This window comes from Curtobacterium sp. NPDC086286, from assembly GCF_044746255.1.
In the GTDB taxonomy this organism is placed as follows: Bacteria; Actinomycetota; Actinomycetes; order Actinomycetales; family Microbacteriaceae; genus Curtobacterium.
The window spans coordinates 488,555-514,195 of the sequence record NZ_JBIVBW010000001.1 but is presented as its reverse complement, the minus strand read 5'-3'; the positions used below and the strand labels follow the sequence as shown (position 1 = coordinate 514,195).

At 71.8% G+C, this 25,641-nt stretch carries 22 protein-coding genes; 13 read left to right on the top strand and 9 right to left on the bottom strand.

Annotated elements, in window-relative coordinates; translation table 11 throughout:
* Positions 1-277 precede the first annotated feature (277 nt).
* The 4 genes from ACIPKM_RS02475 (at position 278) to ACIPKM_RS02460 (ending at position 4,891) form a co-directional block, all read left to right on the top strand.
* On the top strand, positions 278-1,480 hold the full coding sequence (locus ACIPKM_RS02475; RefSeq protein ID WP_402736092.1) for a homoserine O-acetyltransferase: 1,203 nt from the start codon (positions 278-280) through the stop codon (positions 1,478-1,480).
* A gap of 148 nt (positions 1,481-1,628) precedes the next feature.
* Entirely contained in the window at positions 1,629-2,786 is a 1,158-nt protein-coding gene (locus ACIPKM_RS02470; protein ID WP_071296181.1) for a sensor histidine kinase, read from the top strand.
* Positions 2,783-4,105 (top strand): hypothetical protein, encoded by a 1,323-nt coding sequence (locus ACIPKM_RS02465; RefSeq protein ID WP_083294960.1) that lies wholly within the window; start codon positions 2,783-2,785, stop codon positions 4,103-4,105. Before ACIPKM_RS02470 ends, ACIPKM_RS02465 begins: the two co-directional genes overlap by 4 nt.
* 114 nt (positions 4,106-4,219) lie before the next feature.
* Entirely contained in the window at positions 4,220-4,891 is a 672-nt protein-coding gene (locus tag ACIPKM_RS02460; protein ID WP_070416359.1) for a response regulator transcription factor, read from the top strand.
* Positions 4,892-5,072: 181 nt separating this feature from the next.
* Here the strand turns inward: ACIPKM_RS02460 and ACIPKM_RS02455 are convergent, their stop codons facing one another.
* The 4 genes from ACIPKM_RS02455 to ACIPKM_RS02440 form a co-directional block, all read right to left on the bottom strand.
* Positions 5,073-6,338 (bottom strand): MFS transporter, encoded by a 1,266-nt coding sequence (locus tag ACIPKM_RS02455; RefSeq protein ID WP_071296180.1) that lies wholly within the window; start codon positions 6,336-6,338, stop codon positions 5,073-5,075.
* Positions 6,339-6,607: 269 nt separating this feature from the next.
* Positions 6,608-6,787 (bottom strand): hypothetical protein, encoded by a 180-nt coding sequence (locus ACIPKM_RS02450; RefSeq protein ID WP_139199272.1) that lies wholly within the window; start codon positions 6,785-6,787, stop codon positions 6,608-6,610.
* Positions 6,788-6,881: 94 nt separating this feature from the next.
* Complete coding sequence (locus ACIPKM_RS02445; RefSeq protein WP_070416362.1) at positions 6,882-7,190, bottom strand: thiamine-binding protein; 309 nt, start codon at positions 7,188-7,190, stop codon at positions 6,882-6,884.
* Positions 7,187-8,464, bottom strand: coding sequence for a hypothetical protein (locus ACIPKM_RS02440; RefSeq protein WP_402736091.1), 1,278 nt, complete (start codon positions 8,462-8,464; stop codon positions 7,187-7,189). The genes ACIPKM_RS02445 and ACIPKM_RS02440 overlap by 4 nt, the downstream gene beginning before the upstream one ends.
* Before the next feature lie 64 nt (positions 8,465-8,528).
* Between ACIPKM_RS02440 and ACIPKM_RS02435 the strand changes: the two genes are divergently transcribed.
* On the top strand, positions 8,529-9,239 hold the full coding sequence (locus tag ACIPKM_RS02435) for a YceI family protein (RefSeq protein WP_083403459.1): 711 nt from the start codon (positions 8,529-8,531) through the stop codon (positions 9,237-9,239).
* Between the two features lie 97 nt (positions 9,240-9,336).
* On the opposite strand, the gene ACIPKM_RS02430 is transcribed toward ACIPKM_RS02435, so the two are convergent.
* Complete coding sequence (locus ACIPKM_RS02430) at positions 9,337-10,224, bottom strand: ADP/ATP-dependent (S)-NAD(P)H-hydrate dehydratase (protein WP_139201994.1); 888 nt, start codon at positions 10,222-10,224, stop codon at positions 9,337-9,339.
* Between ACIPKM_RS02430 and ACIPKM_RS02425 the strand changes: the two genes are divergently transcribed.
* From ACIPKM_RS02425 to ACIPKM_RS02410, 4 genes are all read left to right on the top strand, one after another.
* Positions 10,223-10,864, top strand: coding sequence for an HAD family phosphatase (locus ACIPKM_RS02425; protein WP_071296342.1), 642 nt, complete (start codon positions 10,223-10,225; stop codon positions 10,862-10,864). The genes ACIPKM_RS02430 and ACIPKM_RS02425 overlap by 2 nt on opposite strands.
* Entirely contained in the window at positions 10,861-11,943 is a 1,083-nt protein-coding gene (locus tag ACIPKM_RS02420) for an NADH:flavin oxidoreductase/NADH oxidase (protein WP_070416365.1), read from the top strand. The genes ACIPKM_RS02425 and ACIPKM_RS02420 overlap by 4 nt, the downstream gene beginning before the upstream one ends.
* A gap of 146 nt (positions 11,944-12,089) precedes the next feature.
* Complete coding sequence (locus ACIPKM_RS02415; protein WP_071296177.1) at positions 12,090-13,469, top strand: hemolysin family protein; 1,380 nt, start codon at positions 12,090-12,092, stop codon at positions 13,467-13,469.
* Positions 13,466-14,503, top strand: a complete 1,038-nt coding sequence (locus ACIPKM_RS02410; RefSeq protein WP_402736090.1) for a hemolysin family protein — start codon at positions 13,466-13,468, stop codon at positions 14,501-14,503. The genes ACIPKM_RS02415 and ACIPKM_RS02410 overlap by 4 nt, the downstream gene beginning before the upstream one ends.
* Before the next feature lie 185 nt (positions 14,504-14,688).
* On the opposite strand, the gene ACIPKM_RS02405 is transcribed toward ACIPKM_RS02410, so the two are convergent.
* A complete protein-coding gene (locus ACIPKM_RS02405) occupies positions 14,689-16,128 on the bottom strand; it encodes a GuaB1 family IMP dehydrogenase-related protein (protein WP_070416368.1) in 1,440 nt (479 codons plus the stop codon).
* A 212-nt stretch (positions 16,129-16,340) separates the two neighbouring features.
* Between ACIPKM_RS02405 and ACIPKM_RS02400 the strand changes: the two genes are divergently transcribed.
* Complete coding sequence (locus ACIPKM_RS02400; protein WP_175475879.1) at positions 16,341-20,090, top strand: multifunctional oxoglutarate decarboxylase/oxoglutarate dehydrogenase thiamine pyrophosphate-binding subunit/dihydrolipoyllysine-residue succinyltransferase subunit; 3,750 nt, start codon at positions 16,341-16,343, stop codon at positions 20,088-20,090.
* A gap of 19 nt (positions 20,091-20,109) precedes the next feature.
* Here ACIPKM_RS02400 and ACIPKM_RS02395 read toward each other — a convergent pair whose 3' ends face one another.
* From ACIPKM_RS02395 to ACIPKM_RS02385, 3 genes are all read right to left on the bottom strand, one after another.
* Positions 20,110-20,550 (bottom strand): GNAT family N-acetyltransferase, encoded by a 441-nt coding sequence (locus tag ACIPKM_RS02395; protein ID WP_070416369.1) that lies wholly within the window; start codon positions 20,548-20,550, stop codon positions 20,110-20,112.
* A 66-nt stretch (positions 20,551-20,616) separates the two neighbouring features.
* Complete coding sequence (locus tag ACIPKM_RS02390; RefSeq protein WP_070416370.1) at positions 20,617-20,859, bottom strand: zf-HC2 domain-containing protein; 243 nt, start codon at positions 20,857-20,859, stop codon at positions 20,617-20,619.
* Positions 20,856-21,719 (bottom strand): sigma-70 family RNA polymerase sigma factor, encoded by an 864-nt coding sequence (locus ACIPKM_RS02385; protein ID WP_071296341.1) that lies wholly within the window; start codon positions 21,717-21,719, stop codon positions 20,856-20,858. The genes ACIPKM_RS02390 and ACIPKM_RS02385 overlap by 4 nt, the downstream gene beginning before the upstream one ends.
* Before the next feature lie 126 nt (positions 21,720-21,845).
* Here ACIPKM_RS02385 and aroA point away from each other — a divergent pair, with 126 nt between their 5' ends.
* The 3 genes from aroA to ACIPKM_RS02370 all read left to right on the top strand — a co-directional run bounded on the left by aroA (position 21,846) and on the right by ACIPKM_RS02370 (position 25,629).
* Entirely contained in the window at positions 21,846-23,207 is a 1,362-nt protein-coding gene (gene aroA / locus ACIPKM_RS02380) for a 3-phosphoshikimate 1-carboxyvinyltransferase (RefSeq protein WP_071296176.1), read from the top strand.
* Between the two features lie 4 nt (positions 23,208-23,211).
* Complete coding sequence (gene rsgA / locus ACIPKM_RS02375; RefSeq protein WP_071296175.1) at positions 23,212-24,258, top strand: ribosome small subunit-dependent GTPase A; 1,047 nt, start codon at positions 23,212-23,214, stop codon at positions 24,256-24,258.
* A gap of 258 nt (positions 24,259-24,516) precedes the next feature.
* Complete coding sequence (locus ACIPKM_RS02370; protein WP_402736089.1) at positions 24,517-25,629, top strand: hypothetical protein; 1,113 nt, start codon at positions 24,517-24,519, stop codon at positions 25,627-25,629.
* Positions 25,630-25,641: the final 12 nt, after the last annotated feature.

The following is a 25,641-nucleotide window of genomic DNA, read 5'->3' as shown; positions in this document are numbered from 1 at the left end:
TGCACCATGCGACGTCCCACGAGTCGATCGACTCGTGGGACGTCGTTGGTTGCGCACACATCCGGTGCGTGTGCATGGTGCGACGATCCACGCGTCGAACGACGAGTGCGATGTCGGAACATGCGCACGCACGCAGCCGCACCCGCACGCACGCACCCGCACCCGCCCGCACGCACGCAGCCGCGAGCCCCCGCGACCCGCCGCAGTGGACCCGCGACGCGCCGGACGTGACGTAACACTGGCGGCCCGCGCCGCGCCTCCCGGCAGACTGGACCCGATGGACTGGCAGACGACCCCCGAGGACTCCGTGCCGTCCACCCTCGTGCCCGGAACCGAACTCGGCACACTCGGCAAGCCCCCGGTGACCGGCGCCTGGCGCCCGGGCGACCACCCCGGCTCCCGGCACTTCGCGTCCCTCGGTGAGCAGTGGGTGCGGGGTGGACGCATCCCCGCCGTGCGCGTGGCGTACGAGACCTGGGGCACGCTCAACGCCGACCGCGACAACGCGGTCCTGGTGTTCCACGCGCTGACCGGCGACTCGCACGTCGCCGGAGCACCCGGTCCCGGACACCGCACCGCCGGTTGGTGGGGCGACGTCGTCGGCCCCGGCCGGGCGATCGACACCGACCGGTGGTTCGTCGTCGCACCGAACATGCTCGGCGGCTGCCAGGGCACGACCGGGCCGTCGTCGGTGTCGCCGGACGGCCTCGAGTGGGGATCCCGCTTCCCGTTCGTCACCGTGCGCGACCAGGTGGCGGTGCAGGCGCAGCTGGCCGACCGGCTCGGCATCGACGTCTTCGCGGCCGTCGTCGGCGGGTCGATGGGCGGCATGCACGCGCTCGAGTTCGCCGTCACCCACCCTGCACGGGTGTCCCGGCTCGCGGTGCTGGCGAGCACGGCGCAGACCACCGCCGACCAGATCGCCGCGAACTCGCTGCAGCGCGCTGCGATCCAGATGGACCCGGCGTTCGCGGGCGGCGACTACTACGAGGCCGACGCCGGCGAGGGCCCCCACCGCGGGCTGGCGCTGGCTCGGCGGATGGCGTTGATGACCTACCGGGCGTCCGACGAGCTGAACGGCCGGTTCGCCCGCTCGTGGCAGAGCGACGTCTCACCGCTCGGCGACGACGGCCGCTTCTCGGTCGAGAGCTACCTCGACTTCCACGGCAACAAGTTCACCCGTCGGTTCGACGCGAGCTCCTACGTGACGCTCACCCATGCGATGGACTCGCACGACGTCGGAGCCGGTCGGGGCGGGATCGCGGCGGCGCTGGCGCAGGTGACGGCCCGCACGCTCGTGGTCGGGGTGTCGAGCGACCGGCTGTTCCCGATCGAGGACCAGCACCGCATCGCGGCCGGCGTGCCGGACACCCTCGACGGTGACCACGCGGCCGTGATCGAGAGCGAGTTCGGGCACGACGGGTTCCTGATCGAGCACGAGGCCGTGGGGGCGCACCTCCGGCGGCTCTTGGACGCATAACGCTTGCAATGACGATCGCGGCACCATCCGACACGGGCTGGCGCGCCGAACACCCCCCAACGGGTGTCGCGCGTGGAATGATGGCGTGGTGCCCAGCCTGAACCAGGCTCGGTTTTCCCTCAGCCACACCGCCACGACCAGGACACCGATGGACTTCATCGCACAGGAACGCGACCGCTTGCTCCGGTCGACGACCCGTGTCGTCGGCATCGTCTGCGCCCTGGTGTCGGTCGTCGCGGTGATCTGCGCCCTCGCGGTCCCGGTCGTCCCGCTGCTCGGCGGGCTCGCCTGCATCGCGATCATGATCGCCGGCTTCCTGGTCTTCGGGTGGAACGGCTCGGTGTGGTGGACGGCCCTCATCCTCGCCTCGGGCCTCGGCGCGCTCGCACTCCTGCTGCTCGGTGTCGACGAGACAGCGCGTCCGATCATCGCCTCCGCGGTGGTGCCCCTCGCCGCCGGCAGCATCTCCGCACCACTGATGTCCCAGCGCGGGAAGCCCGTGGGCCTCGGGCTGACCATCGTCGCCGGGGCGGCCGTCGTCGTCGCGATCGTCTGGGCGAGCGGCAGCGTCCTCGCCGCCCCGGTCACCGGCGCGCTGCTCGGGTGGGTGCTCATCGCCGTCGTGACGATCTGGATCTCCCGGAGCATCCCCCGCGTCGCCCGCCGGATCTACAGCATCGGCACCGCGCACCGCGCCGAACGCCAGGCGAGCGAGACCGAGGCACAGCGACGACAGGGTGCGCGGCTCCTGCACGACACCGTGCTCGCCACGCTGACCCTCCTCGCGCACTCCGGCGTGGGCGTCTCCGAGCAGGCGATGCGTGAGCAGGCTGCCGAGGACGCCCGACTCCTCCGCCACCTCCGCCTCGGTGCGACGCCGCAGCCGCAGCAGTCCGGTGACTACTCGCTCACCCGCGAGGAAGAGTCCCCGCTCGGCCAGACCCTCGAGTCGGTCAAGCAGCGCTTCGGCCGCATGGGCCTCGAGGTGAGCTGGCACGGCACCGGGCAGGTCCTGCTGCCGTCGAACGTGCTCGACGCCTTCCTGCTCGCGCTCGGCGAGTGCCTCGAGAACGTCCGCCGGCACGCCGGCGTCGGCGAGGCGCACGTCACGATCGTGCACGACAACGAGATGGTCCGCGCGATGGTCACCGACTCCGGCGTCGGCTTCGACCTCACCCACGTCAGTGCCGAACGGCTCGGCTTCAAGGAGAGCGTGGTGAACCGCCTCCGCGAGGTCGGCGGCGACGCGAAGCTCTTCTCCGCGCCGGGATCCGGCACGACCGTCGTCCTGGAGGCCCCCAGATGAGCCGCGTCCCCGAGGACACCATCAGCCGCGGCCTCCCCGGCGAGACCGTGCAGCCCGCTCCGCGGACCCGACGGGAGGCGCGGGAGCGGTACCGGGGCAGCGAACGTCGACAGGCGCGCGGCCTCCCCTCCACCTCCACCGGCGCGCGCTCGCTGCGGCAGGCCGCCAAGCCCGGCGCCTCGCTCGGCGCCGGCTACCTCGGACTCGGCGCCGCGGTCCTCACCGGCATCGAAGCCGTCGCGGGGATCGTCTTCTTCCTCATCCGCTGGACGGAGTTCACCGACCCGTGGCTGCCCGCGGCGGCCTGGGCGCTCTACCTCGTCGCCGCCGTCGGGGTCGGGCTCAGCCTGCTCACGTACGGCGAACGACTGACCGGGCTCGCCTTCGCGTTGATCTGCGTCGTCCTCGGCTGCGTCGTGACGCTCGACTTCATCGGCATCTGGCCTGAGCACGACATCGCCCACTCGGCGTCCGCGTCCGTCGCCGCCGGGTTCGCGCTCCTGCCCGTCGCGACGCTGCGCCCGGCCCGCGAGGTCGCCGCCGCCATCGCCGTCCTCGGCCTCGCGTTCGTCGGGATGGCGGTCGCTTCGACGCCGATCACGAGCGACACCCTGCCCGCGATCGTGTCCACCGTGGCGCTCGTGACCGTCCCGCCGTCGATCGCGCTCTTCGTGGTGCACCGGTTCCGCCAGCTCGTGCAGCGTGAACTCGACCGGGTCCTCGTGCAGAGCAACGTGCAGGCACCGCAGTTCGCCGTGGGCATGCTCGCCTCCGACGAACTCGCCCGGCTCGACCTCGCCGCCGAGAAGCTCCTCGACGCCGTCGCCAACGGCAGCGACCCCCTGCCGCTCTCGGACGCGTCCGCCTCGGTCGCCGCCTCGCTCGCCACCGAGCTGCGCCTGCACCTCATCGAGGGCCGCCGCGAGACCTGGCTGTACCACGCGATCACGGAGTCCGACAACCTCGGCCGCTCGGTCAGCGTCGCCGATCCGCAGTCGCTCGCGGGCCACCTCTCCCCCGCGCAGCGCGACGGCCTGCTGCAGACGCTCTGGCAGATGGTCGGCGACGGCAAGCAGACCCAGGCCGGATCACCGGTCGTCTCCGTGACGCTCGGCCCCGTCGGCTCGGACGGGCACCCCGTCACCGACGAGACGATGGACGTCCCGGTCGTCTTCGAGTCGCGCGGTGTCCCCCGGCGTCGACTCGGCCCGACCGCATGGAGCGCCCTGCAGCGGATCGGCCCGTACCAGGACTCCGTCCGCGACGGCGTCCTGCACGTCGTCGCGCACTGCGTCGTCGACCGACATCCGTCGATGTAGTCGTCGCACGGAACCGGCTGGCCCGACTGCCGGACACCCTGACCAGCCTGCCCGTGCCCCGTGGTCCGTCCCCCTAGGATCGGCCCACGACCGCCCCCGAGAAAGGACGCCACCATGGCGACTCCAGAGGAACCGATCCGACTCGCACTCGTCGACGACCACAGGATGCTCCTCGGCGCGCTCACCGAGTGGATCCGGAACGCAGCCGACGACATCACGCTCGTCGCCGCCGTCACCACCTGGCCCGAGCTCCTCACGAGCCCGGCGTTCCCGGTCGACGTCGTGCTGCTCGACCTCGACCTCAAGGACTCGATCCCGGTCTCGTTGAAGATCTCGACGCTCAAGACCGCCGGTGTGAAGACCGTCGTGATGAGCACCTACTCGGAGCCGAACGTCGTCCGCGAGGCCCTCGCGTCCGGCGCCCTCGGCTACCTCGTGAAGAGCGAGGACGCCGAGATGATCGTCGAGGCCATCCGCTCCGCCCAGCGCGGCGAGCAGTACGTCTCCGCCGAGCTCGACCTGGCGATCAACAGCGGTGACGTCGGTGGCGTGCCGAAGCTCAGCGCCCAGGAGCGTCGCGTCATGGCGCTGTACGGCGGCGGCGAGCCGGTGAAGAGCGTCGCGTACCAGCTCGGCATCTCCGAGGAGACCGCGAAGAGCTACCTCAAGCGCATCCGCGAGAAGTACCGCGTCGCGGGCTTCGACGTCGGCACGAAGGTGGCGCTGCGGAAGCGCGCGATCACCGACGGCATCATCGTCCAGGACGGCAGCCCGCTGGGTCTGTAGCGCCCCGCGCGCCGCGCGCGCCGCGCGTTCCGCGCGCCACGTGCGCTTCGTGAGCAGAAGAGGTCGGGTCCCGTCACAAGACCCGACCTCTTCTGCTCACGATCGGCGGTCTGCCGCACCGTCGACGGACTGGAGGCGCGGTGCGGGGCCGCCCCGCGCCTCCTGGCCGGTGGGACCCGCGTCAGCCCAGCGGGACGGGCGCGGTGATCGGGCCGGTGGTCGGCGATGACGACCGGAGCGACGCACGGCGGGTGCTGCGGCGCTCGGCGCCGTAGCTCACCATCGTCATGAGGACACCGAGCAGCGCCAGCACGATGCCGAGCCACCCCGGCGCCTTGAAGCCGAACCCGGCAGCGATGACCGCGCCGCCCAGGGCCGCACCGATCGAGTTGCCGATGTTGAACGCCGAGTGGTTGAGCGCCGCCGCGATGGTCCGTGCGTCTCCGGCGACGTCCATCAGGCGGGACTGCACGGCCGGCGGGATCGCGGACGAGGTCGCACCGAGCAGGAACGCCCCGAGGAACACCCCCCACACCCACTGCGCGGTGAGGACGGTGACGAGCAGGGCGCCGATCAGCGCGAACATGCCGACGTAGATCGTGCGCTTGACGCTGTGGTCGGCCAGGTGCCCGCCGAGCACGCCACCGATGACCATGCCGATGCCGACGACCACGAGGACGAGCGGCACGAACGACTCCGACAGCCCCGTGACGTTCTGCACGAGCGGCGAGATGTACGAGTAGACCGCGAAGAAACCGCCGAAGCCGACGGCTCCGAGGCCCATGACCATCCAGACCTGCGGCACGCGGAACGCCCTGAGCTCGCGGCCGATCGTCGCGTGCTCGTCACGGGCGCTGCGCGGCACGAAGGCCCACACCGCGAGGAACGTCAGGGCGAACAGGACGGCGACGACGCCGTACGCGATGCGCCAGCTGGCGACCTGCCCGACCCAGGTGATCGCCGGGACGCCCACGACGTTCGCGACCGACAGGCCGAGCAGCACCATCGCGATGCCCTTGCCGCGCTTGCCCGGACCCATGATGTCGCCCGCCACGATCGACGCGATGCCGAAGTACGCACCGTGCGGGAGCCCCGCGACGAACCGCGCCACGAGCACGAGGCCGAACGACGGCAGGATCGCGCTCGCGACCGTCGCCAGGACGAACCCGACGAGCAGCACGAGGATCAGGCCCTTGCGCGGGAACTTCGCCGACATCGCCGCGATCGTGGGGGCACCGACGACGACACCGAGGGCGTACGCGCTCACGAGCCAGCCGGCGTGCGCGATCCCGGCGTCCGGGTCGAGGCCGTACTGGCGCGGCAGGAGCGCCTCGGCGATGTTCGGCAGGAGCCCCATCGCGACGAACTCGGTCGAACCGATGGCGAACCCGCCGAGGGCGAGGGCGATGAGCGCGAGTGCGCGACGCGCAGGCGTGAGCTGGGACATGGTGCCTGTTTCGGGACGGGAGGAGCGGGACGGGTTCCGGACGTCGACTCGCGTGAGTCGGCTGGGACCGTCGGTGCGCGTGGCCGCCGCACCGTGCCTCCGTGCCGTCGACGTCGACGTCGCTGACGATGCGACCGGGAACGGGCGGAGGGTGGTCCTGGTTCAGCGGCGAACGTGGACGGCCGGCCACCGAAAGCGACCGGTCTCAGCAGTGTAGACCGCTCCAAAGGCCGAACGGAAGTCGCCCGGCCGAATCGATTCGACCCGCGTCAGGCGGCGCGACGCTCCGGCTCCGCGTGGGCCGCGACGACGAGCCCCGGGAGTTCGTCACGGTGGACCCACCCGGCGCCGCACTCGGTGCAGCTCGCCCAGGCGGTGTCGCCGTGTTCATCCGAGTCGATGACGACCGTCCGCAGGTCGCAGTCGGGGCACCAGCCGTCGTGCATCATCACGTGCTCCTCGTCGTCGTGCGGACGCGTTCCGTCCGACACCGACAGGACACACCCGACCACCGACATCCGTGGGAGGTGCTCGGCGTGTCGCTCAGTCGTCGAGCGCAGCCTCGAGCCGCTCGAGCTTGCCGTCGATCTCGCCGGTGTGCCCCGGGCGGATGTCGGCCTTGAGCACGAGGGACACCCGCGTGCCGTACGCCCCGACGGCCTCAGTGGCGCGCTTGACGACGTCCATGACCTCGTCCCACTCCCCCTCGACCTCGGTGAACATCGACGAGGTGCGGTTCGGCAACCCGCTCTCGCGGACGATCCGCACGGCGGCCGCGACGGCGTCGTGCACGGACCCGTCCGAGCTCGCGGAGGGACCACCGGACGGGGCGACGGAGAACGCGACGATCATGCGTCCATCCTGCCCCCTGCCGGGACGACCGGCACAGCGGTGGCACGGGCCCGCACGCCGAGCCGGACGATCGCGACGACGCTCCAGACCAGCACCGCGACCTCGAGCGCGTTCCGGAGCGTGAGGACCACGAGCACCCAGGGCTGCACGGTGAGCACCTGGTCGTAGAACCCGGGGTAGATCACCTGCGTCAACAGCGCCATCGGGATCGCAGCGACGGCGACGGGCAGGAAGCGCCGGGCGCTCGGACGACCGGCGACGAGCCCCCACACGATCGGCACGGCGAACCACCCGATGTACTGCGGCGACCCGACCTTGTTCGCGGCGACCAGCGCGGCCACCAGGAGCAGTGCCAGCAGCGGCGCGGCCTCGGCCCGGTGCGCGCCGCGGTGCACGGCCCAGAGCGCGAGCAGCACCCCGCCGACGACGACCACGGCCATGAGCGGCGTCGACACCGCGGCTGCCGCGTGCGTCCCCGCGCCGGACACCTCGAACGTCAGGATCTGCTGGTCGTAGTAGACCGCGGCACCGGGGACACCGAACGCCGCCGCCCACATGAAGGGGGTCGCGAGGGGCGCCTCGATCTGCAGCGCACGGCCGCTCTGCTGCCCCACGAACGAGAACAGGTGGGCCGCTCCCCCGTACAGGACGTCGACGAGGACGATGAGCGCCGTCAGCACGAGCGCACCGACGAGCACCCCGCGGCGGTGTCCACGGCGGAGCAGCAGGAGCACGCCCACGAGCGCCGCGGGCCAGACCTTCGTCCACGCGCCGGCGGTGAACAGCGCCGAGGCGACGGCCGGCCGCGACGCGACGAAGGCCACCCCGACCAGGGCGAGAACGGTCGCGACGGTGTCGATGCGTCCGAGGCCGATCGGCCCGAGGGCGAGCAGGAAGGCGAGCCACCACCACACGACGCGCACGCCGAGCCCGCGGAAGCGCCACAGGAACGCGCACGCGACGGCGTCGAGCACGACCATGAGCACGAGCCACCCGGTGCCGATCGACGTCACACCCGCGACGGCGGCAGCGGCCATCGGGACGATCGCGAGGATCGGGTACACCCAGTCCTCGTCGATCCCGACCCAGAACCCGGACGCGTGCCCGGTCTCGATCCACCGCCGGTAGGTGATCGTGACGTCGCCGAGCGGCAGGTTCGCCGACACGGAGGTCAGCCACCAGAGGACCGCGTGCACGGCGGCGAACGCCACGACGAACGACGCGACCTCGGGCCACCGCGAACGCCACCGCGAACGCCACACCGTCCTCTGCACCGGACGAGCGTAGCGGCACGCCCGTCACAGGTTCCCCCGAGCATGACGTGTCACCGTTCCCCTCGTGACCTCCGACACCCCGCGCACGCGCCGCAGAGCCGTCATCTGGATCGCGGTCGTCGCCGCGGTCGTCGTCATCGGCGTCGTCGCCGCGATCGTCGGCACGAACCTCTACACGAGCAGCGAGAACGCCAAGGCCTCCGCCGCGCCGAGCGTCGCCGCGAGCCGCGCCCCGTCGACGCTCGACGCCGCGGACCTGTCCGGCGCGTGGACGGTCGGCGGGGACTCCGAGGCCGGGTACCGCGTCCACGAGGTCCTGAACGGCTCGGACGTCACCGTCACCGGGCGCACCGACAGCGTCACCGGCAGCGCGACCGTCGACGGCACCGCGATCACGAAGGCGACCATCACCGTGCAGGTCGCCGACATCGCCACGGACTCGGCCCAGCGCGACTCGTACTTCCGCGACTCGGCGCTCGACACGTCGGCGTTCCCCACCGCGACCTTCACGCTCACCGAGCCGATCGCGGACGCGGTCCCGTCCGGCTCCGGCACGACGAAGGTCGAGGCCACCGGGGACCTCACGCTGCACGGCGTCACGAAGTCGGTCGCCGCGACGCTCGAGGTCGGGCTGAACGGCGACGGCGTCGACGTCTCCGGCTCGATCCCGATCACCTTCTCGGACTTCGGCGTGCAGGCCCCGAGCCTCGGCTTCGTGCAGGTCGACGACGCGGGTGCGGTCGAGTTCCTCGTGCACGCGACCCCCGCGAGCTGACGCGCACGACGCGCGTCACGCCCCGGACGTGACCACCTGACGGCCAGGAGGCGCGGTGCCGGCCCGCACCGCGCCTCCCGTCCGTCGCCGCTCGCGGCTACCCCCGCGCGTCGCCCTCGACGACGAGGTCGCGCACCACGCCCGCCAGCTGCTCGACCAGTGCCGCCATGGTGAACGGCCCACCCCCGGACGCCCGTCGCGCCGCGATCCCGTGCACCACCGCAGCCGAGGCGGCCAGGTGCGCCAGGTCGGACGGCGACAGCGACGACCCGGACGCCTCCGCCGCACCCTGCCGAGCCGCCACGAGCGCCCCGAGCACCCCGCCGAGGACGTCACCGGCACCGGCGGCCGCGAGCCACGGTGTCGCCGACGAGGCCACGAGCCGCACCGACCCGTCGGGTGTCGCGACGTGCGTGGCGGACCCCTTCAGGAGCACGACGCTCCCGGTCTGCGCGGCGGCACGGAGCGCGGCCGCGGCCGGGTCCTGCTCGATGGCCTCCCGCGACTCGTGCAGGACGTTGGCGAGCTCCCCCGCGTGCGGCGTCAGCACCGCGAGGGGCCCCAGCTCGACGAGCGGGATCGCCCCGGCGTCGACCACCACGGGGACCCCGTCGTCCGAGGCGTGCCGGAACCCCTCCGCCGTCACGTCGTCCAGGTCGTCGAGCGAGCCCGCCGAGATCCCGGAGCCGACGAGCCACGCCTGCACCCGTCCGACCCCGGCGACGACCTCGGGACGCCGCGCGAGCACGTGGTCCGACGCGCGGGACGGTCCGGCGTACCGGACCATCCCGACGCCGGTGTGCACGGCGGCGTCGACGCCCAGCACGGCGGCACCCGGGTACTGGTCGGAGCCGGTCGCGACGCCGAGGACACCCCGCCGGTACTTGGTGGAGTCGCCGTGCGGGGCGGTGGTCCAGGCGGCGGCGTCGGTCGGGGCGAAGGGGACGAAGTCGTTCACGAGACGCCACGTTACGGTGGAGCGCATGAGCCTGTTCCTGCCCGGTCGTGTGGTGGTCTTCGACTACGGCGAGGTGATCAGCCGGACGCCGCACGCGTCGCGGGACGCCCTCGTCGCGGCGACCGGGGTGCCGGCGGACGAGCTCTTCCCCGTCTACCAGGAGCTCCGGCACGACCTGGACCGCGGCGACCTCTCCGTCGTGGACTACTGGCGGTCGATCGCCGAGCGCACCGGCCGGACGTGGCGCATCACCGACATCCACCGGTTCTGGGCGATCGACTTCACCGGCTGGTTCGAGGTCGAGCCGGAGACCCTCGCGATCGTCGAGGAGCTGCACGACGCCGGCACCCGGGTCGCCCTGCTGTCGAACGCCGGGTTCGACTTCGGTGACCCGTACCGCCGGTCCCCGATGGGCTCCCTGTTCGAGACCGTCGTGGTGAGCGCCGAGGAGCACGTCCTGAAGCCGGACGCCTCGATCTACCTGGACACGTGCGCGCGCCTGGGAATCGACACCGCGCAGATGGTGTTCGTCGACAACAGGGCCGAGAACGCCGCCGGCGCGGAAGCGATCGGGGCGGTCGGCCACCACTACACGTCGCCCGCCGGACTCCGCGCGTTCCTGCAGGAGCTCGCGACCGGGGCGACCGCCGAGAAGGAGCCCGCGTGACGCACGCCCTGTTCGAACCGATCACCATCCGCGACCTGACCGTCCGCAACCGCATCTGGGTCTCCCCGATGTGCCAGTACTCGGTCGAGGCGCAGGACGGCGTGCCGACGCCGTGGCACCTCGTGCACCTCGGCGGCTTCGCCAAGGGCGGTGCCGGCGCGGTCGTGGTCGAGGCCACGGGCGTCGTGCCGGAGGGGCGGATCAGCCCGCAGGACCTCGGGCTGTGGAACGACGAGCAGCGCGACGCGTTCCGCCCGATCGTCGACTTCATCCACTCGCAGGGCGCCGCCGCGGGCGTCCAGCTCGCGCACGCCGGCCGCAAGGCGTCGACGTTCCGCCCGTGGGAGTCGACGCACGGCTCCGTGCCGGCGGACCAGGGCGGCTGGAACACCGTGGCACCGTCCGCGGTCGCCTTCGACGGGTACGCCGAGCCGCGCGAGCTCGCCACCGAGGACATCCGCGTGGTGGCCCTGGCGTTCGCCGCTGCCGCTCGACGCTCGGTCGAGGCCGGCTTCGACCTCGTCGAGATCCACGCCGCGCACGGCTACCTGCTGCACCAGTTCCTGTCGCCGTTGAGCAACCACCGGACCGACTCGTACGGCGGCTCACTCGAGAACCGCGCCCGCGCCCTGCTCGAGGTACTGGACGCCGTCCGTGCAGAGGTCGGCGCGGGCTTCCCGGTCGTCGTCCGCTTCTCGGCGACCGACTGGGTCGAAGGCGGCCTGACGCTCGAGGAGACCACGCAGGTCGCGCGCTGGGCCGCCGAGCACGGTGCCGACCTCGCCGACGTCTCGACCGGTGGCAACGTCGCGAGCGCCCCGATCCCGGTCGGCCCGGGTTACCAGGTGCCCTTCGCCGACGCGATCAAGCGCGACGCCGGCATCGGCACGATCGCGGTCGGCATGATCTCGGAGGCGTTCCAGGCCGAGCAGATCGTGGCGACCGGCCAGGCGGACGTCGTCATGGTGGGCCGCGAGTTCCTGCGCGACCCGGGCTTCCCGCTCCGCGCCGCCGTCGAGCTCGGCGTCTCCGTGGACTACGAGCCGCAGCAGTACCACCGCGCGCGTGTGACGGCGTAGGCCGTTCTGTACGTTCTCTCGGCTTGGCAGCGTGCCAGGCAGTACGATTGCCTCACTGTGGACGATCCCCCGAACAGTTCTTCGCCTCACTCATCCGCCGCTCACTCGGTGAGCTGCACTGCCTCGCGCCCTGCGGGAGGTGAATCATGAGTCCGATCGACATCGTCATGCTGATCGGCGGCATCCTGCTGACACTCGGCACCGGTGTCTTCGTCGCGTCCGAGTTCGCGCTGGTCAACCTCGACCGCGCCGACGTCGAGGCCCGGCGAGACCGCGGTGAGACCGGCCTCGCACCCGTCATCGGTGCGTTGAAGGTCACCTCGACGCACCTCTCCAGCGCGCAGCTCGGCATCACGCTGACGACCCTGCTCACCGGCTACCTGCTCGAGCCGTCGATCGCGAAGCTGCTCGAAGCGCCGTTCCTCGCGATGCGGCTGCCCGAGGCGATCGTCGAGACCGTCGGCTCGATCGTGGCGCTCGTCATCGCGACCCTGCTGTCGATGATCCTCGGCGAGCTCGTGCCGAAGAACTTCGCGCTCGCGCTCCCCCTGCAGACCGCGAAGCTCGTCGTGCCGCTGCAGATCGCGTTCACCACGGTGTTCAAGCCGGCCGTCGCGGTGCTGAACGGCACCGCCAACGCCGTGCTCCGGGCGATGGGCATCGAGCCGCAAGAGGAACTGTCCGGTGCGCGCAGCGCCGAGGAGCTCACCTCGCTGCTGCGTCGGTCCGCGTCCGAGGGCTCCCTCGAACAGGACACCGCGACGCTGCTCGAACGGACGATCTCGTTCTCCGAACTGAGCGCCAGCGACGTGATGACCCCGCGCCCCCGGCTCTCCACGATCCGCGTGTCCGAGTCCGCCGACGACGTCATCGCGCTCGCCCGGAAGACCGGGTTCAGCCGCTTCCCCGTCATCGAGGAGGACGCGGACGACGTCGTCGGCATCGTGCACGTGAAGCAGGCCGTCGCCGTGCCCCGCGAGAAGCGCCCCGAGGTCCCCGTCGGCGCCCTCATGACCGACGCCGAGCGCGTCCCCGAGACCATGCCCGGCGACACGCTGCTCGCCGAGGTCCGCGGTCGCGGCTACCAGATGGTGATCGTCGTCGACGAGTACGGCGGCACCGCGGGGGTCGTGACGCTCGAGGACCTCATCGAGGAGATCGTCGGCGAGGTGTCCGACGAGCACGACCGTGCACGGATCGACGTCGTCCGGTCGCGCAACTGGCTGACGTTCCCGGGGCTCCTCCGCCCGGACGAGCTCGAGGACCGCGCTGGTGTGAAGGTCCCCGAGGACGGCCCGTACGAGACCGTCGGCGGGTTCATCATGTCTACCCTCGGGCGGCTCCCGGCCGTCGGTGACGAGGTGCCGCTCGAGGACGGCGTGTTCCGCGTCGAACGCCTCGACGGGCGCCGCATCGACCGGATCCGCTGGACGCCCACGCCGCCGGAGACCCCGGCGACCGGCATCATCATCCCGGCCACGAAGGCCACGGCCTCGAAGGCCACTGCGAAGGGCGGCACCCGATGAGCTCCGACTGGTGGGGCATCTTCTGGCTCGTCGTCCTCCTGATGGGCAACGCCTACTTCGTCGCGGCCGAGTTCGCCGTCATCTCCGCACGCCGCTCCCAGATCGAGCCGCGCGCGGAAGAGGGCTCGCGCGCCGCACAGATGACGCTCTGGGCGATGGAGCACGCCACCCGCATGCTCGCCACCACCCAGCTCGGCATCACGGTGTGCTCGCTGCTCATCCTCAACGTCTCCGAGCCGGCGATCCACCACCTGCTCGAGGTCCCGCTGCACCTCACGGGCTGGAGCGTCGAGGTCATCGGCGTCGTGGCGTTCGTGTTCACGCTGCTGCTCGTGTCGTTCCTGCACGTGGTGTTCGGCGAGATGGTCCCGAAGAACATCTCGTTCTCGATGCCCGACCGTGCGGCGCTCCTCCTCGTGCCGACGCTCTGGTACCTCGGCCACGGCCTGCACTGGGTGGTCGTCGGCCTGAACGAGGTCGCGAACGCCGTGCTCCGGCTCTTCCGGGTCGAGCCGAAGGACGAAGCCGTGAGCGCGTTCACCGTCGAGGAGGTCCAGACCATCGTCGAGCAGTCCCGCCGCGAGGGCACCCTCACCGACGACGGCAAGCTCGCCCTGGCGTTCGAGTTCACCGAGAAGAAGGTCAAGGACGTCGCCGTGCCGATGGCCGAGCTCGTCACCCTCCCCGAGGACGCCACCCCGGGTGACGTCGAGCGGGCCGTGGCCCAGCGCGGGTTCTCGCGGTACGTGCTCGTGGCCGAGGACGGCTCCCCCACGGGCTACGTGCACGTGAAGGACGTCATCGACCTCCGACCGGACGAGTACGACGACCCGGTGCCGCCGAAGCGGATCCGGCAGCTCATCTCGCTGTACACGGAGATGGACCTCGAGGACGCCCTGGCGACCATGCGCGCCGCCGGTCGTCACGTGGCGCGGGCGTTCGACGCCGAGGGCCGGACGCTCGGTGTGCTCTTCCTCGAGGACATCCTCGAGGAGCTCGTGGGCACCGTCGAGGACGCGACCCGCCGGCGGTAGACGCGCGCACCTGCAGACAGGAGGCGCGGTGCCAGCCGGCACCGCGCCTCCCGTCCGCCCGTGGTCGCCACCCGAGACTCGGCTGGGCGGACAGTTTCGCGGCCTGTGTGCCACGAAACTGTCCGCGGCGCCGAGTCTCGCCGCCCCCGCGCGCGGCGCGACGCCGCGGCGGGGCGGGCGCTGCGCTACCAGCTGACGGGGAGCGGCTTGCCCTCCTCGTAGCCGGCGGCCGACTGGATGCCGACGAGCGCCCGCTCGGAGAACTCCGCGAGGGACGACGCCCCCGCGTACGTCGCCGAGCTGCGGACACCGGTGGTGATCATGTCGAGCAGGTCCTCGACGCTCGGCCGCTCCGGGTCGAGGTAGATCGTCGACGACGAGATCCCCTCGGCGAAGAGCGCCTTGCGGGCCCGCTCGTAGGGGTCGAGGCGCTCGAAGCGCTCCCGGACGGCCTTGGCACTGGCCATGCCCCAGCTCTCCTTGTACGCCTTGCCCGCGGCGTCGCGCCGGAGGACTCCGGGCGCCTCGAGCGTGCCCGCGAACCACGAGCCGATCATCACGGCGGACGCACCGGCGGCGAGGGCGAGCGCCACGTCGCGCGGGTACCGGACGCCGCCGTCGGCCCACACGTGCGCGCCGAGCGACCGGGCCGCGGCGGCGGTCTCGAGCACGGCGGAGAACTGCGGGCGACCGACGGCGGTCATCATGCGCGTGGTGCACATGGCGCCGGGTCCGACGCCGACCTTGATGATGGTCGCACCGGCCTCGACGAGGTGGGCGACCGCGTCGGCGGTGACGACGTTGCCTGCGACCAGCGGGATGTCGAGGCCGAGGGCGGCGACGGTGCGGAGGGCGCGGAGCATGCCCTCCTGGTGGCCGTGCGCGGTGTCGAGGACGAGCACGTCGACGCCGGCGGCCGCGAGCGCCTGCGCCTTCGCGGCGACGTCGCCGTTGATGCCGATCGCGGCGGCGACCCGCAGGCGTCCGGACGCGTCGACGGCGGGCCGGTAGATGTCCGAGCGGATCGCACTGGTCTGGCTGACCGTGCCGACGACCTTGCCGTGCCGCATGACCGGCGCGAAGTCGACCTCGGCCGCGGTCAGCACGTCGTACACGTGCCGGGGCGTGCCGGCGTCCTCGGCGTCGATCGCGGTGGAGGCGCCGTGCAGCAGGTCGCCGAGCGTGGCGTCGGGACCCGCGTCGCCGAGGCGCCCGGCGGGGACGCAGCCGAGGTACTCGCCGGCGGCGTCGCGGACGACCACGCCCCGTCCGGCGACGGGCAGGAGCTGCTCGAGGGCCTCGGCGACCGTGGTGTGCGCGCCCATGTCGTAGGCGGTGTCGAAGTCGACCGGCTGGTCCTTGACCCAGCGGATCGCGGCGTCGAGGTCCTGCAGGTGCATGTCCTGCGGCAGCACGCCCAGGCCGCCGCGTCGGGCGAGCGTGGCGGCGAGGCGCGGCCCGGTGACCGAGTTCATGTTGGCGCTGACGATCGGGATGGTCGCACCGGACCCGTCGTTCGCCGAGAGGTCCACGTCGAACCGGCTCGTCACCGCCGACCGGCTGGGGACGAGGAAGACGTCGGAGTAGGTCAGGTCGTGTGTCGGCCGCGTCTCGTAGAACCTCATGGGCCCCACTGTACGGCTCCCCAGGGTGGCCGGTCTGGGCGGCTCGGCACGCCTCCGGTGCGACACGCGCGACACCCGGTCGGGAGGCGCGACCCGCCTCCGCCTGACACCGAACGGTCATCTGCGAGCGGCTAGGCTTGGGACCTGTGCGAGGCAGGGTTGCCACGCACGACACACACGAGCATCTATCGACGGAGAGTGGGCGATCGGCTGTGTCGAGCCATCTGACCGGAACGGACGAGACCGCGGGCGAATTCGGGGCGAACGAGTGGCTCGTCGACGAGCTCTACGAGCAGTTCGTCGCCGACAAGGAGTCCGTCGACAAGTCCTGGTGGCCGGTCCTCGAGAGCTACCACCGCACCCAGGGTGGCGACGCGTCCGCACCGGCTCCGTCCCCCTCCGCCCCCGCTGCTCCGGCCGCCTCCGAGCAGCAGCAGTCCACGACCCAGCAGCCCGCGACCGGTGACGCACCCGGCGAGGCGAAGTCCGGGCCGATCCAGGCGAAGACCACGTCGCGCCAGCCCACGCCGCAGCCGATCCCGGCCGAGGCCAACGACGAGGCCGACGACCACGAGGAGACCCACGAGGACGTGGCGACCCCGCTCCGGGGCATGGCGAAGACGCTCGCCTCGAACATGGACGCCTCGCTCACGGTCCCGACCGCGACGAGCGTGCGGACGATCCCGGCGAAGCTGATGATCGACAACCGCATCGTCGTGAACAACCACCTGCGTCGGGCCCGCGGCGGCAAGATCTCGTTCACGCACCTCATCGGGTGGGCGATGGTGCAGGCACTCAAGGACTTCCCGAGTCAGAACGTCTTCTACGAGGAGCGCGACGGCAAGCCCTTCGTGGTCGCTCCCGCGCACGTCAACCTCGGCATCGCGATCGACGTCCCGAAGAAGGACGGCTCCCGCTCCCTGCTCGTCCCGAGCATCAAGCGCGCCGAGACCCTCACGTTCGGGCAGTTCCTCTCCGCCTACGAGGACCTCGTCAAGCGTGCACGCGACAACAAGCTCACGCCGGCCGACTTCCAGGGCACGACGATCTCGCTGACGAACCCGGGCGGCATCGGCACGGTCCACTCGGTGCCGCGCCTGACGAAGGGGCAGGGTGCCATCATCGGCGCCGGTGCCCTCGAGTACCCGGCGCAGTTCCAGGGCTCGGCGGCGAAGACCCTCGTCGAACTCGGCATCGGCAAGACCATCACGCTGACGAGCACCTACGACCACCGTGTCATCCAGGGTGCGGGGTCGGGCGAGTACCTCAAGAAGGTGCACGAGCGGCTCATCGGCGAGCACGGCTTCTACGAGGGCATCTTCGCGGCGCTCCGGATCCCGTACAAGCCGATCCAGTGGGCGAACGACATCAACGTCGACCTCGCGCACCGGGTGAACAAGACGGCGCGTGTGCAGGAGCTCATCAACAGCTTCCGTGTCCGCGGGCACCTCATGGCGGACATCGACCCGCTCGAGTACCGGCAGCGCACCCACCCCGACCTCGAGATCGAGAGCCACGGGCTGACCTTCTGGGACCTCGACCGCGAGTTCGTCACCGGTGGGCTCGCCGGCACGACGAACGCCCCGCTGCGCGACGTGCTCGGGATCCTCCGCGACGCCTACTGCCGCACGGTCGGCATCGAGTACATGCACATCCAGGACCCGGAACAGCGTCGCTGGGTGCAGGCCCACATCGAGGTCCCGTACTCGAAGCCGTCGAAGGACGACCAGCTCCGGGTCCTCGGCAAGCTCAACGAGGCCGAGGCGTTCGAGACCTTCCTGCAGACGAAGTACGTCGGCCAGAAGCGCTTCTCGCTCGAGGGCGGCGAGTCCACGATCGCGTTCCTCGACTCGCTCATCCAGCGCGCGGCGACCGCCGGCCTCGAAGAAGTCGCGATCGGCATGGCCCACCGCGGCCGGCTCAACGTGCTGACGAACATCGCCGGCAAGACCTACGGCCAGATCTTCCGCGAGTTCGAGGGGTCGTCGCTCCCCGGCGCCGTCTCGGGCCAGGGTTCAGGTGACGTGAAGTACCACGTCGGCACCGAGGGTGTGTTCCGCGCCAGCGACGGCACCGCCATCCCGGTGACGATCGCCGCGAACCCGTCCCACCTCGAGGCCGTCGACGGCGTGCTCGAGGGCATCGTCCGCGCGAAGCAGGACCGGCAGGCCCCCGGCACGTTCGGCGTCCTGCCCGTGTTGGTCCACGGAGACGCCGCGATGGCCGGTCAGGGCGTCGTGGTCGAGACCCTGCAGATGTCGCAGCTGCGCGGCTACCGCACCGGCGGCACCGTGCACCTCGTGATCAACAACCAGGTCGGGTTCACCACCCCGCCGGAGTCGGCCCGCAGCTCGGTGTACTCCACCGACGTCGCGAAGACGATCCAGGCGCCGATCTTCCACGTGAACGGGGACGACCCCGAGGCCGTCGCCCGCGTCGCCGAGCTCGCCTTCGCCTACCGCGAGGAGTTCCACCGCGACGTCGTCATCGACCTCATCTGCTACCGCCGCCGCGGACACAACGAGGGCGACGACCCGTCGATGACGCAGCCGCTCATGTACAACCTCATCGAGGCGAAGCGCTCCGTCCGCACCCTCTACACCGAGGCCCTCGTCGGCCGCGGCGACATCACGCAAGAGGAGTACGACGAGGCGCACCGCGACTTCCAGGACCGCCTGGAACGCGCCTTCGCCGAGACGCACGAGGCGCAGACCGGCACGATCCCGGTCATCACGGTCGACGACGACGGCGCCGTGCAGGGTCTCGAGCGACCGGCAGCGCAGCGCGACGACTCCGAGGTCGAGGTGCACGAGACCGCTGTGTCCGAGGAACTCGTCCGGGCCATCGGCGACGCGCACAGCAACCCGCCCGCGGGCTTCCAGGTGCACCCGAAGCTCCAGCAGCTCCTGTCCAAGCGCACCGACATGACCCGCAACGGCGGCGTCGACTGGGCGATGGCGGAGCTCATGGCCATCGGGTCGATCCTCGTCGAGGGCAAGCCGGTCCGGCTCGCCGGGCAGGACGCCCGCCGTGGCACCTTCGTGCAGCGCCAGGCCGTCTTCCACGACCGTGTGAACGGCCAGGAGTGGCTGCCCCTCGCGAACCTCACCGAGGACCAGGCCCGCCTGTACATCTACGACTCGCTGCTCAGCGAGTACGCGGCGATGGCGTTCGAGTACGGGTACTCGGTCGAGCGACCCGAGGCCCTCGTCCTGTGGGAGGCGCAGTTCGGCGACTTCGCGAACGGCGCCCAGACCGTCATCGACGAGTTCATCTCCTCCGCCGAGCAGAAGTGGGGACAGCGCTCGGGCCTCGTGCTCCTGCTCCCCCACGGCTACGAGGGCCAGGGACCGGACCACTCGTCGGCGCGCATCGAGCGGTACCTGCAGCTCTGCGCCGAGGACAACATGGTGGTGGCCCGGCCGTCGACCCCGGCGTCCTACTTCCACCTGCTGCGACGCCAGGCGTGGGAGCGGCCGCAGAAGCCGCTCATCGTGTTCTCCCCGAAGGCGATGCTGCGCCTCCGCCAGGCGACGAGCCCGGTGGACGCGTTCACGAGCGGCACCTTCTCGGAGGTCCTCGACGACGACCGCGTGACCGACAAGTCGGCGGTGCGCCGGGTGGTCCTGCACTCCGGCAAGGTGCACCACGACCTGCGTGCCGAGCTCGACAAGCGCGGTGCCACCGACGTCGCCCTCGTCCGGCTCGAGCAGCTCGCCCCGCTCCCCCTCGAGCAGATCCTCCAGGTGCTCGCGGGTTACCCGGGCGCCGACGTCGTGTGGGCGCAGGAAGAGCCGGAGAACCAGGGCGCCTGGCCGTTCGTGTGCATGAACCTGTCGCCGCACCTCGACGGTCGGCCGCTGTCGGTCGCCGCCCGTCCGGCGAGTGCCGCACCGGCCACGGGGTCTTCGAAGCGCTCCGCACAGGAAGCGACCGACGTCATCACGCGAGCGCTGGGCTGACGCCCGACGCCGGGGTGCGCTACGCGATCTTCGTGTAGCGCACCCCGGCGTCGTGGTACCCGCGCTTCTGGTAGAACCGGTGCGCGCTGTCCGTGGCCGCCGCACTGACGGCGCTGAGGCGACGTGCGCCCTGCTCGACCGCCCATGCTTCGAACGTGCCGATGAGCGCCGAACCGGTGCCGAGCCTCCTGGCCGACTCGTCGACCACCATCAGCAGCAGCTGCGCCGTCGGCTCGTCGCTCGCGTACGCCCACGTGACCTGCGCGCCGGCGACCGCGATCGCACGACCGTCGTCGTCCCGCACCACCCAGGTGCGGTGTCCGGCCTCGGGCGTGAGCCGTTCGAGGCGGGCGCGCATGGCGGCGTCGTCGACCTCGTGGCCGAGCAGTCGGACGAGGGCGGCGACGTCGGCGACGTCCGTGTCGGACCAGGTGGTGATCGACTCGACGGAGAGGGTCATGCCCGCGACACTACCGACAGCGCCGTGCGTGTGACGACGGCTGCCAGGACGTTCCCGCCGGGACGTTCAGTGGGTGGCCTGCTCCAGGCGGATGCGGGCGAGGATCTCGGTACGGAGTTCCTCGGGTGCCGTCTCCTTGCACGCACGACGGACCGTCTCGATGAGGACGACGCCGACGCGGTGCTCGGTCGTGCAGTCCTCGCAGTCGTCCATGTGCTCACGGATGTCCGCCGCGTCCTCGCGGCAGAGCTCCCCGTGCAGGAACTCCTCGAGCTCGGCCTTCGCCTTCGAGCAGTCGCAGCCGCTCATCGCGCTTCCTTCCCTTCGACGCGGCTCGACGCCGCGGCAACCTTCCGGCCTCGTCCGCGCATCGTCGCCGTCGACGCTGCGTCCGGGACGATGCCGGTCTCACGTGCGTGGTCGGCCAGGAGCCCGCGGAGGAGCCGGCGGCCACGGTGGAGGCGGCTCATGACCGTCCCCACGGGGGTCTTCATGATGTCGGCGATCTCCTGGTAGGAGAACCCCTCGACATCGGCGAAGTAGACGGCCATCCGGAAGTCCTCCGGGATGGCCTGCAGCGCGTCCTTCACGGCGGAGGACGGCAGGTGGTCGATGGCGTCGGCCTCGGCGGAGCGCGCCGAGATCGACTGCGTCACGCTCTCCGCGCCGCCGAGCTGCCAGTCCTCGAGCTCGTCGATCGTGCCCTGGTACGGGTTGCGCTGGTTCTTGCGGTACGTGTTGATGAACGTGTTCGTGAGGATGCGGTACAGCCAGGCCTTGAGGTTCGTGCCCTGCTTGAACTGGCGGAACGCGGCGAAGGCCTTGACGAAGGTCTCCTGCACGAGGTCGGACGCGTCGGCCGGGTTGCGGGTCATCCGCATCGCGGCGCCGTAGAGCTGGTCCATGAAGGGCAGCGCCTGGTCCTCGAAGAGGGAGCGGAGCTCGGCCTCGGAGACGGTCTTCGCGTCGACGACGTCGACCGCGGTGGCCTGGTCGTCGCTGGCCTCGTCCTCGCGGTCGCTGGCCTCGTCCTCGCGGTCGCTGGCCTCGTCCTCGCGGTCGCCGGCCTCGTCCTCGCGCAGTGCTGCTTCTTCGGACACCGCGTCGAGCTGCGCCTCGGTCTCCTCGACCAGGTCGTGCGGTGCTGCGTGCGGTTCGTCGGTCGTCATCGCCGTCGAGTCTAGGCCGACGGTGCTCCCGAGCGTCGTCGGCACGGCGGGCAGAGTCGTCCGCGGTCGTGCGAGTGTCGCTGTCGCCACTGATCCTCCCGGTGCGTTCAGTACCCTTGTGAACCGATGGCAGTCACGACGCATTCCCAGTCCCGGACCGAGCCCTGGATCGCCCCGCTCGCGCGGGGTCCGCTGCACGGCGACGTGTCGCTGCCCGGGTCGAAGTCGCTCACCAACCGCGAACTCGTCCTCGCCGCCCTCGCCGACGGTCCGTCGACCATCCGGCTGCCGCTGCACTCGCGCGACTCGGCGCTCATGGTCGAGGCGCTCCGGCAGCTCGGCGTCGGGATCGACGAGGTCCCGCCGGCGCCCGGTGCGACCCCGAACCCCTACGGCCCCGACCTCCGGATCACACCGGCGCCGATGCACGGCGACGTCCGGGTGGACTGCGGACTCGCCGGCACCGTGATGCGCTTCCTGCCGCCCCTCGCCGCCCTCGCGGTCGGGCCGGTCACGGTCGACGGCGACCCGTACGCCCGCAAGCGGCCGATGCACGCCATCATCCAGGCGCTCGTCGACCTCGGCGTGGACGTCACCGACGACGGCGGCGGCGCGATGCCGTTCTCGTTCACCGGCACCGGCTCGGTCCGCGGCGGATCGCTCTCGATCGACGCCTCCGCCTCGTCGCAGTTCGTCTCCGGGCTCCTGCTCTCCGCCCCGCGCTTCGACGAGGGCCTGCACCTCACGCACGTCGGCGAGCGCCTGCCGAGCATGCCGCACATCGAGATGACCGTCGCCGCCCTCCGTGCCCGCGGTGTCCGGGTGGACGAGCCCGCGGTCGGCGAGTGGGTCGTGCACCCCGGACCCATCGCCGCCCGCGACGTCACCATCGAACCCGACCTGTCGAACGCCGCGCCGTTCGCCGTGGCGGCGCTCGTCGCCGGCGGCACCGTCCGCATCCGCACCTGGCCGACCGCGACGACCCAGGTGGGCGCCGACCTCGAGCGGCTCCTCCCCCTGTGGGGCGCGACCGTCACGCGGGACGGCGACGACCTCGTCTTCGACGGCGGCGTCGGGGTCCGGGGTGGCGCCTCCCTCCCGGGTCTCGAACTCGACCTCAGCCGCGGCGGCGAGCTCGCGCCTGCCCTGGTCGCGTTGGCGGCCCTGGCCGACGGCCCGTCCGAGATCACCGGGATCGGCCACCTGCGTGGGCACGAGACGGACCGTCTCGCCGCGCTCGCGTCGGACGTCAACCGTTCGGGAGGCGCGGTGCACGAACTCGACGACGGCCTGCGCATCGAGCCTGCCGCGCTCCACGGCGGCGACTGGGCCGCGTACGACGACCACCGGATGGCGACGGCCGGCGCGGTCGTGGGTCTCGTCGTCGACGGCGTCGCCGTCGACGACATCGGCTCGACCGCGAAGACGCTGCCACAGTTCCCCGAGCTGTGGGCGGCCCTGGTCGCGACCGGGGCCATGGGGGTCTGACGCGATGAGCTGGTGGGACGACGTCGACGGTGACGACTCCGACGCGGACGAGCCGTACGGGCAGTACGACGAGTCGAGCGTCCGGGTCCGACCCAACCCGAAGGGCAACCGCCCCCGCACGAAGGTCCGTCCGACGTACGAGGACGCCCCCACGGGGTGGGTGACGAACGTCGACCGCGGGCGCTTCGGCGTGCTCGTCGGGGACCGGGTCATCACGGCCACGAAGGCCCGCGAGCTGGGGAAGAAGTCCGTCGTCACCGGCGACACGGTCCACCTCGCCGGCGACGTCTCCGGCGAACCGGGCTCCCTCGCGCGCATCGTGAAGGTCGCCGAGCGCACCACGCTGCTGCGCCGGAGCGCCGACGACACCGACGAGGTCGAGCGCGTCATCGTGGCGAACGCCGACCAGATGCTCATCGTCGTGGCCGCCGCCGACCCCGAGCCGCGCACCCGACTGATCGACCGGTACCTCGTGGCGGCGTTCGACGCCGGCCTCGACCCGATCCTCTGCATCACGAAGACCGACCTCGCCGATCCCACCGAGTTCCTCGCGCACTTCGCCTGCCTCGACCTGCGCATCGTGACGAGCCGCTCCGACGACGTGCCGTTCGACGCCCTGCACGAGGTCCTCGACGACAAGGTGACCGTGACCGTCGGGCACTCGGGCGTCGGGAAGTCGACGCTCGTGAACGCGCTGACCGGGTCCTCCCGGGCCACCGGGGTCGTCAACTCGGTGACCGGTCGGGGACGGCACACCTCGTCGTCGTCGATCGCGCTGCAGGTGCGGGACGGCGGGTGGATCATCGACACCCCGGGTGTCCGGTCGTTCGGGCTCGGACACGTCGACCCGGCGAACGTGTTCCGTGCCTTCGCCTCGCACGCCGTGCCCGTCCGCGAGCCGGTGGACGGGATCCCCCTCTCCCAGGCGCACGACTGGGAGATCGTCGACCGGGTGCAGGCCGGCGAGCTCGGGTCGACCGGGGTCGAGCGGCTCGACTCGTTCCGCGCGCTGCTGACCGGCATGGGCGCCGAGGACCCGGGCACGGAGTAGCGCGGGGCGCCGACGCGCCTCGCGCCTCGCGCAGTGTGCGAGGTTCCGCGCTCGGTGGGACGCCGGCGCCCTCCCACGGTGTGCGGAGGCTCGCACACTCCGGCGCCGGCACCGCACCGTGCGCGGCGGCACCCGGGTCGACAGGTGTGCACCGACGTTGTACAGTTGCCCTTCGTGTCTGAAGTTGCAAAGTACAACTTTGCGCCGACCCCCGCCGTCGACGCCCCGTCCTCCCCCATGACGACAACGACGTCGCACGTGCACACCACCTCCGCCCACACCCACTCGCACGCCGCGTCTCGGGCCTCCAGGGCCCCGCGTCAGCCGAATGGCCCGTCGACGCTCCGTCCGCAGGGCCTCGTTCGCACCCTGCTGAGCTTCGGCTCGCACATCCTCGTGCCCCTCTTCCTCGCGATCGGCATGGGTCTCGCCTACCTCGGCGCCTTCCACGCCCCGACGCCGCACGACCTCCCGGTCGGCATCGTCGGACAGGGTGCGGCGACCCAGGTGTTCGCGCAGACCGTCACGGACGAGTCGGACGGCGCACTCGTCACCCACGTCGTGTCCTCCACCGCCGAGGCGGAGCGCCAGGTCCGTGACCGCGACCTCGCCGCCGTCTACGCTCCGACCGCGACCGGCGCGACGCTCTACGTCTCGACCGCGGCGTCGGAGACCACAGCGAGCGCGGCCCAGAAGATCTTCATGCCGATCGCCTACCGGTCGCACCTGCCCTTCACGGTGCAGGACGTCGTGCCCTCCGGCGACGAGGACACCACCGGACAGGGCCTGTTCTTCCTGCTCGTCGCCCTGAGCGTCGGTGGCTACGCGTCCGCGATCGCGGTGGCCGCCTTCGCCACCCGGCTGCGACCGCTCTGGACCGCCGTCACCGGCCTCGCGACGGCCGGGGTGGTCGCGGGCATCGGCATCCTCATCGCCGGTCCGCTGTACGGCATCATCACGACGAACCGGTGGGAGATCTTCCTGTTCGCCTGGATGTACGACGCGATCATCGTCGCGCTCGGGGTCGGCCTCCACCCGCTGCTCGGCCGGTGGACGACGCCGATCCTCACGATGCTGTTCGTGATGCTCAACTTCACGTCGTCCGGTGGCATCTTCCAGCCGGCGTTCCAGCCGGGGTTCTTCGCCGGCCTCAACACGTTCTGGAGCGGCGCCGCCTGGCTGCAGGCAGCGCAGGACCTGCAGTACTTCCCGGGCGCCTCGCTCGGTCGGTCGTCGCTCGTGCTGGCGCTGTGGCTCGCCGCAGCCGTGCTGCTCTGCGTCGTCGTGCACGGTCTCGTCGCCCACCGGGCCCGCATCGCCCGCGAGCGCGAGGTCACCGCCCTCGAGGAGGAAGAGGTCGTGGCGGCGTAGCCCCCGCTACGC